This window comes from Allobosea sp. GW823-FHT02B03 (assembly GCF_058797755.1).
Map to the genome: position 1 here is coordinate 1 of NZ_JBXAJY010000012.1, position 16,552 is coordinate 16,552.

Below are 16,552 nucleotides of genomic sequence, written 5' to 3' on the forward strand. Positions count from 1 at the left end.
GGGTCGATCAGCAGCGCAGCGCCATAGGCCGTGCCGAGCCCGGCATCGTCTCCCGCAACCGGAACCGCGTTCGGCGGCGGTGCGTCGGCGATCTTGCGCAACGAGATGTCGTCGAGCGCGGCGCCATAGCCGTTGAGGTTGGTTTCGGTGCCCTGGAAGATCAGCTCGTTGCTGCCGTCGCCTGCACCGCCGACGACATCGACGGTGATCGCGAGCCAGCTATTGCCGGGGATGCCCTCATAGACGATCTGGCCACCCCAATAGACACGGACGCCGTCATCGCTCGTCCGGGCGTCGGCATCGGCGATGAAGAAGCTGAGCCGATAGGTCGCGCCGGTCTCGACGCCCGCCACCTTCTGAACGAGCTTCGCATTGTTGCCGTTGCCGTCCATGTCGAACCAGACATTGCCGTCCTTGGCGCCGACACCGTTCTGGGTATCGAAGTGCAGCTCGGCGCGGCCACCGCCCGCGCTGTTGACCTGTGTCCAGCCGGCGATGATGCCGTTGTCGTTGCGATAGCCCCAGTCCCCACTCCAGTTGCCGTTGCTGGCACCGGTCAGATCCTCGAAGCTGCCATTGACGATGAGGTTCGGGTTCTGGTCGATCCAGACCATCGAAACCTTGTCCAGCGCCACGCCGGCGCCGTTCGGGTTCACGGTGGTGCTGGCGAATTCGAGCTTGTTGGAGCCGTCGCCGGCACCGCCGACCACGTCGATGGTGATCTCCTGCCACTTGTTCTTGGGTATGCCGGTGTAGATGACCTGCCCGCCCCAATAGACCGTGACGGTGTCGCTGGCCTGGGCGATGTCGGTGTCGGCGATGGCGAACTTCAGCCGGTAGGTCTCGCCCTCGCTGACGCCCGCGACGGTCTGGACCAGACGCGCATTCCTCGGCGCTCCCTCCATATCGAACCAGTAGCTGCCCTCGAGCGCGCCGATGCCGCCAACGGTGTCGCGGTGGATCTCGGCCCGGTTGTCGCCGGTGTTGACCCAGCCGGGGATGACGCCGGCCGGGTTGGTGTTGCGATAGCCCCAGGCGGCGCCGTCATTGGCGCCGGTCAGATCCTCGAAGCTGCCATTGACGATGAGCTCCGGACCGACCGCGGTCGAAGGCGCGATCGTCAGGCTCAGCGTCGCCGTGTCCGTGCCGCCGAAGCCGTCGCTGACGGTGAAGGTGAAGCTGTCCTGCCCGACATAGCCGGCAGCAGGCGTATAGCGATAGCTGCCGTCGGCATCGATCTCGACCGTGCCATGGGCCGGGCCCTGGCCGAGGGCGAAGCTCAGCGGCACGTCGCCATCGGCGTCGGTCGCGGCAAGCTGACCCGTCACGACATTGCCCCGGGTGCCGCTCGCGGCGCCGTCGAGGGCGTCGGGCGCGGTGTTCTCGGCCGGCGGCGTGCCCGGCTCGGCGATCTTGACGAGCCTGATATCGTCGAGCGCCGCGCCATAGGTGTTGAGACCGGTGCCGGTCGCGATGAATTCGAGCCTGTTCGAGGCATCGCCGGAGCCGCCGGTGACCCGGAAGCTCAGAGTCTGCCAGGGATTGGTCGGAACGCCCTCATAGACGAGCTGGCCGTTCCAGACGACGCGGATGCCGTCGTCGGAGACCGCGGTGTCGGCATCGCCGAGCGCGAAGCTCAGGAGATAGGTTGCGCCATCCTCGATGCGCGCGACCTGCTGAACGATGTGCGTGTTGGTGTTGTAGCCGTCCATGTCGAGCCAGATCCGGCCGTCCGTGGCGACGACGCCGTTCGGCGAATCCCAGTGCTGCTCGATGCGATTGCCGTTGACGTCCGTCCAGCCGGCGATGATGCCGTTCGGGTTGCGATAGCCCCAGTCGCTCGGCCCGTTGTTCCCGGTCGAGGCCGAGACGTCCTCGAAGCTGCCATTGGCGACGAGATCGGTGCCGACCACGATGCCTGGAACCACATCCAGGCTGACGACCGCCTCGGCGACACCGCCATGCCCGTCATTGACGAGGACGCTGAACCGGTCGGTACCGGTGAAGCCGGCCGACGGGGTGTAGCGGTAGCTGCCGTCCGGGTTGAAGGCGAGCGTGCCATGGGCCGGCCCCTCGAGCAGGCTGTAGACGAGCGCGTCGCCATCGGCGTCGCCGGCAGCGACCTGGCCGCGATAGGCCATGTCCTGGCTGATCCGCAGCTCATTGGCGCCGGCTTCCGGCGCGGCGTTGCCGGCGGAAGGCAGCGCGGGCTCGGCGACCTTGACGAAATGGACGTCGTCGAGCTCGGCCCCGAAGCCGGTGCTGGCGCCCGCGAAGGCGAGCAGGTTCGAGCCGTCGCCCGCGCCGCCCTTGACGATGAAGCTGAAGGCCTCCCCGGCGGCGCTCGGCGTGCCCTGGTAGACGACCTCGCCGCCCCAGGTGACGACGACGCCGTCATCCCCGTTCGGCAGGTCGGCCAGCGAAAAGCTCAGGCGGTAGACGGCGCCGTTCTCGGCGTCCTCGATCTGTCGGGCAAGCACGGCGGGGCTGAAATCCCCCTCGGATACGAGATCCGTGCCCAGCGCAATCTGGGAAGGCTCGGCCAGGCCGGGAGCGGCGGCAAGAATCGCCTCGAGCCCCGGCAGCAGGGCGGCGATCTCGGCATCGCTGCCGGGGACGGCGAGCGCGGCCAGTTCGGCCCCGGTCAGGCTCAGCCCATCGCTGGTGGTGATCGCAGCTGGCTGATGTGCCGGATCGACGCCGTCGCGAAGGATGATCGCATCGCTGCCCGAGCGGACGATCAGGTTGTTGCCGTCGCGCAGGACGACGATGTCCGCGGGAAGAATCCCGTCGAAATGGAGCGTGCTCGTGCTGTCGAGAATGACGAGGTCGATGCCGTCGCCGGCGCGGAAGACGATCCTGTCGCCGGTCGCGACGATGACGTCGTTGCCGGCACCGCCGATGAGCGTGTCGGCGCCTTCGCCGCCGGAGAGGAAGTCGCCGCCGGCGCCGCCATGCAGCTCATCGTCGCCGGCGCCGCCGAAGAGGACATCGTTGCCGCCGTCGCCATAGACCACGTCGGCGCCGTCGCCAGCGCGCACGAGGTCGTTGCCCTGCATCGCATAGAGGATGTCGGCGCCGGCGGTGCCGGTCAGAACGTCCCAATTGGCCGTGCCGAAGGCCGCCTTCGCGCCGCCGATCTCGGCGATGCTCTCGCGGGCGAGCCTGGTGTCGTCGACGAAGATCGCGTCCACGCCCATGTCGACGTATTTCTGGACATCGGCCTTCGAGCCCATGATCGTCCAGGCGACGACCTTGAGGCCCGCCGCATGCGCGGCCGCGACATCCGCCGCGGTGAAGGAGTTGATCACAGGCGCGACCATGTCGGCGAAGCTCGCGATCTCGGTCGGGTTGCCGATGCCGGAGCGCAGATAGGCCAGCGGAACGTCCACGCCGTATTGGGGCATGATCGTGTCGTGGAGCTGCTGGAGATTGGCCGGGTTGAAGCTCTGGATGGTGACCAGCGCGGGATCGGTGAAATCATGCGCGATCAGCGCCTCGATCAGGGCTTCGCTGATCGCGTAGCTGGTGTTCTTGGTCTCGGGAACGATGCCGATCTTGCGCCCGGTCTCCACCGACATCGCCTTCGCGATCTCGATCACCTCGCCGAAGGTCATCAGCGCCGGCTCGATGGCCTTGGCCTCCGCATAGGTCAGGTTGGCGTAGTTGTGGTCGTCATGGCTGGCGACGAGGACGCCGTCCTTGGTCAGGTAAAGGTCCGGCTCGATGAAGTCCGCCCCCCAATTCACAGCCCAGACATAGGCCTCGCGGGAATGGTCGGGATAGGGATTGCTGCCGCGATGCGCGAGAAGGACGATGTCGGACATGATGATGTTTCCGGAGAGCGCAAAAGGGGGTCGCGGTCGCGGCATCGCGACCCGCATCGGTTCGGAAGAAGTGGCCCGGCTCCCTCCCGGGAGGCCTGGCCTTGATGTCTAGGGGCGTCCTGCGACGCCCCTAGACAGGCCGAGGCGTGCTCAGACGAAGCGGAAGTCGTCGATGTGCAGCGTGCCGAGCTGCACGCCGCTCAGGGTGAGCGAGTTGCTCTCGTCGAAGGTGATCACGACGTCGGAGCCGACCTGCGCCGCATGCGAGATGACCGTTTCGAAATCGACGAAGACGTCGCTGTCGAAGGTGATCACGTCTTCCTGTCCGCCGGCGAAGTCCGTGATCGTGTCGCGGCCGAAGCCGGGCGCGAAGACGAAGCTGTCATTGCCCGAGCCACCGGTCAGGATGTCGTCGCCGGCGCCACCCTCGAGGACGTCGTCGCCCGAACCGCCGCTCAGCCTGTCGTTGCCGAGACCGCCGAGCAGGATGTCGTCGCCCGAGCCGCCCGAGATCTCGTCATCGCCTTCGCCGCCGTCGAGGACATCGTCGCCCGAGCCGCCCTTCAGCGTGTCGTTGCCGAGGCCGCCGAACAGGGTGTCGTCGCCGGCGCCGCCATTGAGCGTGTCGTTGCCCGCGCCACCGTCGAAGGTGTCGTCGCCATTGCCGCCGGTGACGACATTGTCGCCGTCGCCGAAGGCCAGGCTCTCGATGTTGACGAAGGTCTGGACTCCGATGCCCGCGGCCGCAACCCGGCCCGAGGCCATGTCGACATAGATCGCGCCGCTGGCGGCCGAGAGATCCAGCGTGTCGTAGCCGTCGCCGCCGTCAACATAGTCGTTGCCGGGGCCGGCCTTGATGATGTCGTTTCCAGCGCCGCCATAGATCGTGTCATCGCCTGCGCCGCCGCTGATGACGTCGTTGCCGGCGCCGCCATGGATGGTGTCGTTGCCGGCCTCGCCGTAGAGGACATCGTCGCCGTCGCCCCCGTCGATGAAGTCGTCGCCAGCGCCGGAGTAGATGGTGTCGTTGCCGGCCCCGCCGCGGACGGTGTCGTCGCCGGCGTCGAGGAATATCTGGTCGTTGCCGTCGCCGCCATCGATGTCGAAAGCGCTCGACGAGGTCGCGGTGACGAGGTCGTTGCCGTCCCCGAGCAGGATCTTGCCGTTGACGACGGCACCGACATAGAGGTTGAGGTGGTCGTCGCCGGCGCCCATGTCGATGGCCGCGCCGCCGGTGGCTTCGATCAGGCCAGAATTGCCGAGCTTGTCGTTGCCGCCGCCCATGGAGACGCCGCCGATGATGCGGGCTCCGGCGACGTTGATCACCTCGTCGGCATGGTTGCCGATCAGATTGATCGCCTCGTTGCCGCGCAGGTCGAAGCGGGCGGCGTCGGCCGGCGGGACGTTCTCGGGGCCGTTGCCCTTGCCCTCGATCAGGCCGCGATTGACGATCAGGGTAGCGCCCAGCGCATTGTCGTTGCCGGAATTGTCGACCTGGATCGCGCGGCCATAGCCGCGGATCGTGCCGTTGGTGTCGTTGACGATGGTACCGCCGCCGACCGCGATGGCCTCGGAGACGTTCGGCTCGCCATCGTTCGCGCCGCTGGCGCCGAGCCCCTCGATGGTGCCGGTGTTGAGCACGTAGATGAGGCCGTCGACGTCGACCGCATCGCCGTCGCTGTTCGCCAGGCCGGCCGAGCGGCCCTGCATAAGGCCGTTATTGGTAATCCTGACCATGCTGGCTTCGGAGCCGTCATTGTCGATGTTCACCGCCGAGCCGTTGCGGCCGATCATGGTGCCGTTGTTGACGACCGTGACCGCCTGCTTGCCGGTGACGGCATGCTTCGCCCCCTCGATCAGGCCGCCGGCGAAGTTATTGACCGCGCCGCCGGTGTTCTGCTGGAAATCGATGGCGTCGCCACCGGCAGTCGCGCCCGCCTCGGCGGTGATCGTGCCCCAGTTGTTCACGGTGCCGTTCTGGCCCGGGCGGATCACGTCGGTGTTTTCGCCGTACTGGCGGATCGTCGCGCCGGCGCGGTTGTTGATCGTCAGGCTGGCGCCATTCAGGCTGAAATCGTCGAAGTCGATGACGCGGCCATCGGCCTCGATCAGACCGGCATTGTTGACGACGATCTCGGCGCCGGCGGCGGCCGCACGGCTCGGGCCGATCTCGCCGCGCAGCGTGCCGCCGGCGAGGTTGTCGATGGTCAGCGAACCCGTGGCGCCGAGCGTGGCCTGCAGCAGGCGCTCGCCCGCATTCACTTCGATGAGGCCGGCATTGGTCAGCACGGCGTCGCCGCCGCCGGCCCAGGTCACGGCATTGTTCGCCACGGAAAGCTTGCCGCCGGCGTCGATCGAGACCTTGTCGTCCTCGTCGATCACGATGCCGGACGTGACGGTGCCGCCATTGCGGATGGCGATCTCGTCATAGACGGCGCTACCGGCGACCGACCAGCTTCCGCCCTGGACCTCCAGCCGCTCGACGCCAGTCGACGCCGCGAGCGATCCGATGCCGGTCCCGACGAGCTTGATCGTATCGGTGCCTTCGCCGCCGTCGACGGTCGCCGCGGCGCCTGCGCCGGCGGTGACCTCGATGCTGTCGTCGCCAGCGCCGCCGATCGCGGTGTGGCCGGCACCGATGACGATGCGATCATTGCCGGCGCCGCCGATGACGATCTCGATGTTCTGCAGGGTATCGACGCCGATGTCGGAACCGGTCGCCTTGCCCGTGACGAGGTCGAGCGTCAGGTCGCCCGTCTCGGCCGAATAGTCGGCGGTGTCGAGGCCGTCGCCGCCGTCGAGCAGGTCGTTGCCCTCGCCGCCGATCAGCGTGTCGTTGCCCGAGCCGCCGAACAGGAAGTCGTCGCCGAGGCCACCGAGCAGGCGGTCATTGCCGTCGCCGCCCTGCAGGACGTCGTCGCCTTCGCCGCCGTCGAGCAGATCGTCGCCCGCACCGCCGCGAACGAGGTCGTCGCCGGAGCCGGCCCGCACGATGTCGTTGCCGTCGCCGGCATCGACGGTGAGGTCGTCCTCGACCTCGGTGGCGGTCAGCGTGTCGTCGCCGGCACCCAGGCGGATCTCGCCATAGATCTTCGAGCCATTGAGCAGCGTGACGACGTCGTTACCATCGCCCATGTCGATGGCGGCGCCGTCGAGGCCGATGATGGTGCCCGAATTGACCAGCGTGTCGTCGCCGCCGAGCATCGAGACGCCGCTGAACAGGACGTCGTCATTGCTGAAGCTGTCATCGCCGTCACCGAACGGGCCGAAGGTGGCGGCGTCGATAGCCGGAACCAGGGCGGGCGCAGCGGCGGCGTCAGGCGTCGCCGGCAAGCCCGCCGTCACGGCGAATGAGGACATGGCGCTGCGGGCGGCCTTGCCGCCGCCATCACCGGCGCCACCCTCGATCGCGCTCGGGGCGCGCGCGGTGGCCGGGCCGCCGGCCGGGATCGAAAGATCGATCGACGGATCGACGATCGTGTTGTCCAGCGTCGTGTCGATCAGGCTAGGATTGGTCGAGCTGCCGCTCACGGCGCCCGAGCCGCCGACGCTGCCGGTCGAATCGACATCGGCCTGCGCCTCCGCCTCGCCGGCCTGCGCGGCGGCCGCGCCGCTGCCCAGGCCCTTCACGGTGATCGTCTCGCCAGCGGCGACGTCGCGATCGGCCGCCCAGGTCCAGCGCGTTCCGCTGCCTTCGCCGAGTTCGGCACCGTCCTGCCTGATGTTGATGATGTCGCCCTGGAGGACGGGTTCGAGGACCCTGACAGTGACGCTGCCACCGGCATCAGGACTGAAACCGATATAGCTGACCGAACCGACGGGGCGAGCCATGATGATATTCCTTGCGTCAAATGAGAAAGCGGCGCCCGCGACAAGGCGGGGCGATGCCAGGTCGATCCGAGCCTCGGCGCGCGTTAATGACTTGGTAAGAATGACAGTGATTTTACGGTTTCTTAACCATGTGCGATTTTCGCTCGGGCAAGGCGGCTGAATTACTTGCCGGCTAGCAATTGAGCCTGTCGGGTATTCGGCGAAGCCTCGCGCCTCTGCGGGAGAGCTTCACCGCACTGTCACATCCCACCCCTATCGCTTCGCGCCGCCCATGCCGGGAGCCCGCCTCGTCGCCGGGATCCCGGAAAGCCAAGGCGCGTGAATGCTCGCCCCGGAAGCGGCCGGGGAGCCCGCTCGCGCGCTCGTCCAGTATCGTTACGCGTTCCGGGGAAACCGCCCTTGCTCCCAAGATCTCAGAAGAACGCGGCCAGCGAAGCGCTGGCCTCATGCCGTTCGGCTTTCCTCGCAGTGGCCCTGTTCTCGGCGATCGTGAACGTGCTGATGCTGACGGGCTCGATCTATATGCTGCAGGTCTATGACCGCGTGCTGCCGTCGCGGAGCATCCCGACGCTGGTCGCGCTCTCGATCATCGTGGCGGCGCTCTATATCCTGCTCGGCGTGTTCGACTGGCTGCGCCAGCGCATCCTCACCCGCATCGGCGCGGAGCTCGACCGCAAGCTCGGCGGCCCGGTGCTGGCCGCGATCGTCCAGGGCCAGGTGCGCGGCGCCCCCACCGGCACCCAGCCCTCGCGCGATCTCGACAGCGTCCGCAGCTTTCTCTCGGGCCTCGGTCCGACGGCGCTGTTCGATCTGCCCTGGATGCCGCTCTACGGCGCGCTCTGCTTCATCCTGCACCCTTATCTCGGCTGGACGCTGGTCGCGGGCGGGGTGATCCTGATCGCCCTCGCGCTGCTGACCGAGTTCGCCTCGCGCCGGCCGAGCGCCGAACTCTCGCGTACCGCGGCCGAACGCGCGACGCTGATCGAGGCTTCGCGGCGCAACGCAGAGGCGGTGACGGCGCTCGGCATGGGCGGCCGGATGGGGCGCCTCTTCGAGCGGACCAACGACCGCCATGTCGCGGCAAATCTCGGCGCCGCGGACATCACCAACGGCCTAGGCGGCGTCTCGAAGGTGATCCGCTTCATGCTCCAGTCGGCGATGCTCGGGGTCGGCGCCTGGCTGGTGATGCACGACCAGGCCTCCTCGGGCGTGATGATCGCCGCATCGGTGCTCAGCAGCCGGGCGCTGGCGCCGATCGAGCTGGCGATCGGCAGCTGGCGTCCGTTCATCGGCGCGCGCCAGGCCTGGGGCCGGCTGCGCACTGTGCTGACCGAAGGACCCGCCGCCCCGTCGGTTGCGCCGGAGTCGCCGACGCGGCGCGTCGCGCTCGAACATCTCGCGGTGGCTCCTCCCGGCAGCGCGACGCTGACGGTCAAGGACATCGCCTTCACGCTCGAAGCCGGCCAGGGCCTCGCCGTGATCGGCCCTTCCGCCTCGGGCAAGTCGTCGCTGGCGCGCGCGCTCGTCGGCGTCTGGCCTGTCGCGCGCGGCAGCCTGCGCCTCGATGGCGCGACGCTCGAACAATGGCCGGAGGAGCAGCGCGGCGCGATCATCGGCTACATGCCGCAGGACGTGCAGCTCTTCGCCGGAACCGTCGCCGAGAACATCGCGCGCTTCGACCCTGCAATGACCGACGAGGCGGTCCGCGGCGCCGCCAAGGCCGCCGGCGCATACGAGCTGATCCTCGGGCTGCCCAAGGGGTTCGAAACCCCGATCGGCGAGGCCGGCGGCACGCTTTCGGGCGGGCAGCGCCAGCGTATCGCTTTGGCGCGGGCGCTCTACCGCGATCCCTTCCTCGTCGTCCTCGACGAGCCCAATGCAAGCCTCGATGCCGATGGCGACGCCGCCCTGACCGCCGCGATCGCCGGCGTGCGGGCCCGCGGCGGCATCGTCGTGGTCATCGCCCATCGCCCTTCGGCGCTGGCGGGCATCGACCTCGTGCTGATCATGGCCGAGGGGCAGGCGCAGGCTTTCGGCCCGAAGGAGGAAGTCCTGCGCAAGAGCCTCGCGGCAAAGCCCGGCAGCGCCGCGGCGGTACATTCCAACCCCAGGATCGTGGTGGCGGCCGATGCGCGCGGTTAACGAGAACAAGGCTGGCGGCAGTCTCCCGCTCGCGGGCGCCGCCCCCGATGGCAAGCGGCCGAATCCGCGCCGCGACATCCGCCGCGCCACATTGCTCGGCGTCGCCACCGCCGCGGTGCTGTGCGGCACGGTCGGGCTCTGGGCCGCCACGGCGCCGCTCTCCGGGGCGGTGATCGCCTCCGGCAAGGTCGTGGTCGAGAGCAATGTCCGTCGCGTGCAGCATCCGGCCGGCGGCGTCGTCGCCGAAATCCGGGTCAAGGAGGGCGACCGCGTCAAGGCGGGCGACGTGCTCGTGCGTCTCGATGAGACCAATGCCCGCGCCAGCCTCACGCTGATCGAGATCGAGCTGCTGCGCTTCCAGGCACGCAAGGCCCGGCTCGAGGCCGAGCGCGACGGCCTGCCCGAACTCGAACTGCCCGCCGCCCTGCGTGATCGCGGCGAGGACACCGCCGTGGCGCAGGCGGTGGCGGCCGAAACGCGGCTGTTCCGCACCCGGCGCGCCGCGGCCGACGTGCAGCGCTCGCAGTTCCGCGAGCGAATCGCGCAGTCGCACGAGGAGATCAAGGGCCTCGCCGCGCAGATCGAGGCGAGGCAAGTCCAGGCCAAGCTGATCGGGCAGGAGCTCGACGGCGTGCAGAAGCTCTACGACCAGAGCCTGGTGGCGCTGTCGCGGCTGACGGCTTTGCAGCGCGAGGCCTCCCGCCTCGTCGGCGAGCGCGGCAGCCTGACCTCCGACACCGCAAGGGTGAAGGGACGCATTGCCGAAGTCGAGCTGCAGATCGTCCAGATCGACGAGGATCTGCGCCGCGAGGTCACGACGGAGCTGCGCGACGTCGACGGCAAGATCGCCGACCTCACCGAGCGCCGCGTCGCGGCGCGCGACCAGCTCGACCGCATCGAGATGCGCGCGCCCCAGGACGGCGTCGTCCATCAGCAGGTCGTGCACACCATCGGCGGCGTGATCGGCCCCGCCGAGCAGATCATGCTGATCGTGCCGGAAGCCGACGGGCTCGTCGTCGAGGCGCGGGTCGAGCCGACGATGATCGACCGCCTGCATGTCGGCCAGCCCGCGATGCTGCGCTTCCCGGCCTTCGACAGCGCGACGACGCCGGACCTGAAGGGCCGGCTGATCCATGTCTCGGCCGATGCCAGCACCGACCAGCAGACCGGTGCCTCGTTCTACACGGTGCGCGTGGCGCTCGACCGGGCCGAGACGAACCGCCTCGACGGCAAGGTCCTGCTTCCGGGGATGCCGGTCGAGACCTTCATCCAGACCGGGACGCGCACCGCCTTCGCCTATCTGGCCAAGCCGTTCCAGGACCAGATCGCGCGCAGCTTCCGCCACTAGCCAGCGGAATTTCGTTGGAAACGCGCCGTTCAGGCCGCCTCGGGGCCTGAACGGCCGATCGCATCGGCCGGCTGGAACGCGTCGGCGGCACAGCGCAGGAAATCGGCGATCATCGGCGTGCGGCGCCTTTCGCCGAGGCATACGACATACTCGTTGATGGCGATGCCGGCGTCCTGCAGCGGCAGATAGCGCAGGCGACTATCGTAGCCGAATTCGAGGTCGGCGATCGCGCCGAGACCGAAGCCGGCGGCGACGGTCTCGCGAACGCCGTCCCGCGTCGAAACCTCGATCACCTCGCCCAGAGTTACGCTATGGGCGCTGAGGTTCTGCTCGAACACCTCCCGCGTGCGGGAGCCGCGCTCGCGCAGCACGAAGGGCAACCCGTGCAGTTCCCGTACGGCGATGGCGCGACGCTGCGCCCAGGGATGGTCCTCCGGCATGCAGATGCCGACCTTCATGCTGGTCAAAGGTTGGACATGGAAGCGGCTGTCCTGCGGCATCTGCGCGGTAATGCCGACATCGGCCCGGTACTGGACGACCTGCTCGATCACGCTGTCGGAATTCTGCAGCTGGATCGAGAACATCAGCTTGGGCCGCCGCCGGCGCAGCGCGCTGAGGATCGGCAGGGAATGCACGGTGCCGTCCGAGGCAAGCCGCAGCCGGCCGCCCTCCGCCTTTCGGCTCTTGAGCATGCGCCCGGCTTCCGACAACGCGGAGAACAGGCGCGAGGTGACCTGGAAGAGCGCCTCGCCATCCTCGGTCAGCGTCGCGCCGCGTGGACCGCGCTCGAACAGCACGACACCAGAGATCGCTTCGAGCTGGCGGACCTGCCCCGACAAGGTCGACTGGCTGACCGACATCTCGCGCGCGGCCTGGGAGTAGCCGCCGGCGGTCGCGACGAAATGGAAAGCCCGAAGCTGCGTGACCGATGCCATGCTCTCAACTCACGCCGTTGGGCCCGGACCTCTAGCGGCGCCGCAATGCGGATTTGTGACAGCGTGCCGGGCCTGCCGCGAAAGACTAGGCAAATAAAGTCTCATCCCTAGGTTTGCCGGCACAGCAGTCGTCAATAATTCGATGTGGGGTATCGCAACTTTCGATGACCTGGATCGGTTCGATTTCAACGATCCGTCACATCGGGTTCCTACCGGTCTTAACTGCAATTTCACCACGTTCGGAAGCGCGGCGACCGAACGTGCCGATGTTCAGACCGTAGCAGAGGCAAACCTCATGACGACGATCAGCAACTCCGTTCTCGACTATATCGCCAAGCGTGGCGCCGAAGACCGCGTCATCGACCTCGGCACCGTGTTCGCCGGCACCGGGCTGACCTATTCGGTCACCAGCAGCGACCCGAGCATCGCAGACGTCGCGATCGAGGACGGCAAGCTCGTCATCGATTACACCGACGCGCTCGGCTACACCGATCTCGCGATCACCGCGACCGACGCCAGCGGCCATAGCGTCACCGACAATGTCCGCGTCCGCGTCGCCGGCGAAAACGCCTATACGATCGCCGTCCTGCCCGACACGCAGGACTACACCAACGCGGCCCGCGTCGGCATATTCAAGAACATGACCAACTGGCTGGTGGAGAACAAGGACAGCCTCGGGCTGCAGTTCGTCATCCATGTCGGCGACATCACCACCAACAACAACGACGCCAGCCACTGGCCCTTCGCCGAGGAGGCCCTGCGCATCCTCGACGGCAAGATCCCCTATTCGCTGCTGCCCGGGAACCACGACCAGAACACCGGCAACGCGGCCAACCACTCGACCAATCCGCTCGACATCCGCTTCTCCCCCGAGAAGCAGGCGGCGACCAATCCCGGCACCTTCGGCGGCGTCTACGACATGGAGCCGAACCGCAGCGCCAACAACTACCATACCTTCACTGCGCCCGACGGCACGAAATGGCTGGTGCTGAGCCTTGAATTCGGGCCGCGCGACGACGTGCTGCGCTGGGCCGGCGAGGTCATCGAGGGCCATCTCGACCACCGCGTCATCCTGGCCAACCATTCCTACATGAACTGGGCCGGGCGCCACGACGCCACCGGCGCGCCGCTCTATGACGAGGGCACCGGCTATGATTACGGGATCGGCAACAGCGTGCATGGCGCCAATGACGGCGAGACCATGTATCGCGAGCTGATCCAAAAATATCCTAACGTCACCTTCACCTTCTCGGGCCACATCTTCGGCGACGGCGCCGAGACCCTGGTGAGCTACGACCAGTTCGGCAACCCGGTCCACCAGATGATGGTGAACTACCAGAACGGCGTCGCCAGCGAGATCACCAGCGGCGCCGGCGCGGGCGCCGGCAATAATGGCGGCAACGGCGCCATCCGCCTGCTGACCATCGATCCCGACAACAATGCCGTCTACACCTCGACCTATTTCACCGAGCTCGACGACTATTTCGACTCGGTGCGCGGCGATGGTGAACTCGATCGCGACGGCCTGACCGGCGAATATCGCGGCCACGAGGAGACGTTCTCGAACGTCGACATGGGCACGCCTGAGGTTCCGGCGATCGCCAAGGCCGGCAACGACCAGTTCGTCTCGGCCGAGGCCGGCCAGGACAAGGCTTCCGTCACGCTCGACGGCGACTGGACGCTGAACCCCAACAACGACGCCGGCCTGACCTATGTCTGGACCGATCGCGACGGCAATCTCGTCGCCGAGGGCGCGACGCCGACGCTGCAGCTCGGTGCCGGCCAGCACCAGCTCACCCTGACGGTGACCGACAGCGCCGGCCGCGTCTCGACCGACGAGGTTCGCATCACCGTCTCGAACGCCGACACCCTGCTCGTCGACAATTTCAACGACGGCAATGCCGCTGGCTGGGGCACCGGCACGCTCGGCCCGCAATTCGCCAATGCCACCACCGCCGCCCACGGCATCGCGGCGCTGCCGGGCACGACCGGCGATGCCAAGGTCACCTATCTGCCGAAGCTCAGCCAGGCCGATGGCGGCGTGCTGGTGAAGCTCGACGTCGCGCCGGGCACGGTCGCGAAGTCCTATTCGCTGGTCTACGACCTGCTGATCACGCCCGGCGTCGCCAGCTACTTCTCCTTCCTCCAGACCGACCTGACCAATACCAGCGATCAGGATCTGGCGATGAAGCATGTCAGCGGCACGCGCGGCGGCATCGGCATCAACAGCGACTATGAGGGCACCGTGAACTACGGCGCCTGGCACCGCATCGCCTTCACCATCACCGACCGCGGCGACAACGTCCTGATCACCAAATACATCGACGGCGTGAAGGTCGGCGACACCGTCCAGTCCGCCGGGAACTACGCCCGCTACCAGATCGACATGAGCAAGGGCTTCCTGCTCTTCGCCGACGAGAGCGGCGAGACCTGGCCGGGCTATGCCTCGAGCTTCCTGTTCACCGACAAGGTGCTCAGCGATGCCGAGATCGCGGCCCTCGGCGGCGTCAAGGCCGGCGGCATCATGGAGGCGAAGCCGAGCGCCAATGCGGTGCAGATCGACTTCGGCACCCCGTCCTGGACCGATGAGTTCGGCACCGGCAGCGCCCAGCATGCCAGCTTCGACAGCGGCACCGGCACCTTCATCGTCAAGGGCACGGCGGCGACACGCGGCACGACGGCCGAGGGGCAGGATGCGCCGGAAGGCCGCGTCTTCGAGCAGTCCGACGCGGCGGGCAAGATCCTGGTCTGGAAGGCCGCCGCCGCGGCCTCCTGGTCGGACTACGCCTTCGAGGCGACGCTGAAGGCGACCGACAATGACGGCATCGGCGTGGTGTTCTACTACAAGGACGCCGCGAACCACTACAAGGTCGTGCTCAACGGCGAGACCAATACCCGCTCGCTGATCAAGGTCCAGAACGGCACCGAGACCGTGCTCGCCCGCGAATTCGGCGGCACCCCCTGGAGCCGCGACTTCCAGCTCAAGGTCGTGGTGGTCGACGACCGGATCAGCGCCTTCCTCGACGGCCAGAATCTGTTCGGCGAGGTCGTCGATCCCGCACCGCTCGCCGGCGGCTCGGTCGGCTTCTACTCGGATACGCAGCGCAGCTCGCAGTTCGACAACGTCACGGTCAACAAGGTCGCGCTGACGGCCCATGCCGGCGACGACCTGCGCCCGGTCGATACCGACGGCAATGGCCGCGTCCTGGTCGAGCTCGACGGCAAGGGCAGCTACGGTCTCGGCGAGATCGTCAGCTATGTCTGGACCGATGCCGACGGCAATGTCGTCGCGCAGGGCAGGACCGCGCAGGTCGAACTCGACGCGGTGAAGCAGGTGCTGACGCTGACCGTCACCGATGCCGGCGGCAAGACCGCGACGGACAAGGTCACGGTCGATGCGGTATCCAAGGCGCGCGTCCTGCTCTCGGAAGGCTTCGGCGGCGGCGACTTCGCTGGCTGGACGATCGTCGACGAGGGCGAGATGGGCGGCGTCGGCCCGAACGGCACCGCCTCGCAATGGGAACTGCGCGACGGCGCCCTGATCCAGCTCTCGGATCTCAAGAGCCGGCAGCTGACCTGGAGCGGCGCCTCCAATTCCGATCCCTGGAAGACCGGCTGGAGCCCGCTTGGCGACGGCGTCAACGTGCTGCGCAAGGGCACCTACGCGCTCTATAACGACGCTGCGGCGAAGGAGTGGACCGACTATGCGGTTGAGGCGACGATCCAGTCGCCCGACAACGGCGCGCTCGGCCTGCTGTTCTACTACCAGGACGCGAACAACTACTACAAGCTCGAGCTCGACGCGAACGGCAACTACGATCGCACCCCGGGCAACGGCGCCGGCAGCCTGTTCCAGCTCATCCAGGTCAAGGATGGGGTGGAGCGCTATCTCAACCAGTACCCGGCCAAATACACGCCGGGCCAGGCTTTCGACCTGCGCGTCGAGGTCAAGGACGGCAAGATCCAGGCCTATGTCGATGGCCTCGCCCTCTTCGCCTATGCGATCGAGGACCACGCCCAGAGCAAGGGCACGGTCGGCCTGTTCTCCTGGGACAGCGCCGGTGTCTCCTTCGACAACGTGCTGGTCTATGACCTCTCCAGCGAAAGTGTCCTGCCTCCGGGCGGGCCGATCGCCGGCACGCCTGGCGATGACGAACTTGTCGGGACGGTCGGCGACGACGTGATCCTGGCCGGTGCGGGCGACGATCTGGTTCAGGCCGGGGCGGGCAACGACGTGGTCGATGGCGGCGACGGCGATGACGAGCTGCATGGCGAGGATGGCGACGACGTCCTCAAGGGCGGTGCCGGCGACGATCTGCTGTTCGGCGGCGCGGGCGACGACGTTCTGGCCGGCGGCGCCGAGGATGACCGGCTCGATGGCGGCGACGGCAACGACACCGCCGACTATTCCGACGACACCGCCGGCGTCACCGTCGACCTGTCGCAGGGCATCGCCTTCGGCGACGAGA

At 67.7% G+C, this 16,552-nt stretch carries 6 protein-coding genes; 3 read left to right on the top strand and 3 right to left on the bottom strand.

The features are described 5' to 3' along the window. Positions 1 to 3,827: Ig-like domain-containing protein (locus AC1REK_RS27370; protein WP_492270882.1), on the bottom strand; the 3,827-nt coding region annotated here is incomplete at its 3' end. A 150-nt stretch (positions 3,828 to 3,977) separates the two neighbouring features. Further along, positions 3,978 to 7,658: a hypothetical protein gene (locus AC1REK_RS27375; protein ID WP_492270883.1), complete on the bottom strand. Its 3,681-nt coding sequence runs from the start codon at positions 7,656 to 7,658 to the stop codon at positions 3,978 to 3,980. Positions 7,659 to 8,057: 399 nt separating this feature from the next. On the opposite strand from AC1REK_RS27375, the gene AC1REK_RS27380 reads away from it, so the two are divergent. Together AC1REK_RS27380 and AC1REK_RS27385 are read left to right on the top strand one after the other, a co-directional pair. After that, on the top strand, positions 8,058 to 9,800 hold the full coding sequence (locus tag AC1REK_RS27380) for a type I secretion system permease/ATPase (RefSeq protein WP_492270884.1): 1,743 nt from the start codon (positions 8,058 to 8,060) through the stop codon (positions 9,798 to 9,800). Beyond that, positions 9,787 to 11,148, top strand: coding sequence for an HlyD family type I secretion periplasmic adaptor subunit (locus AC1REK_RS27385; protein ID WP_316020931.1), 1,362 nt, complete (start codon positions 9,787 to 9,789; stop codon positions 11,146 to 11,148). Before AC1REK_RS27380 ends, AC1REK_RS27385 begins: the two co-directional genes overlap by 14 nt. 29 nt (positions 11,149 to 11,177) lie before the next feature. On the opposite strand, the gene AC1REK_RS27390 is transcribed toward AC1REK_RS27385, so the two are convergent. Beyond that, the gene (locus AC1REK_RS27390; RefSeq protein WP_492270885.1) at positions 11,178 to 12,083 is read right to left on the bottom strand and encodes a LysR family transcriptional regulator; all 906 of its coding nucleotides are present in this window, start codon (positions 12,081 to 12,083) and stop codon (positions 11,178 to 11,180) included. Positions 12,084 to 12,378: 295 nt separating this feature from the next. Between AC1REK_RS27390 and AC1REK_RS27395 the strand changes: the two genes are divergently transcribed. Further along, positions 12,379 to 16,552: 3-keto-alpha-glucoside-1,2-lyase-like domain-containing protein (locus tag AC1REK_RS27395; protein WP_492270886.1), on the top strand; the 4,174-nt coding region annotated here is incomplete at its 3' end.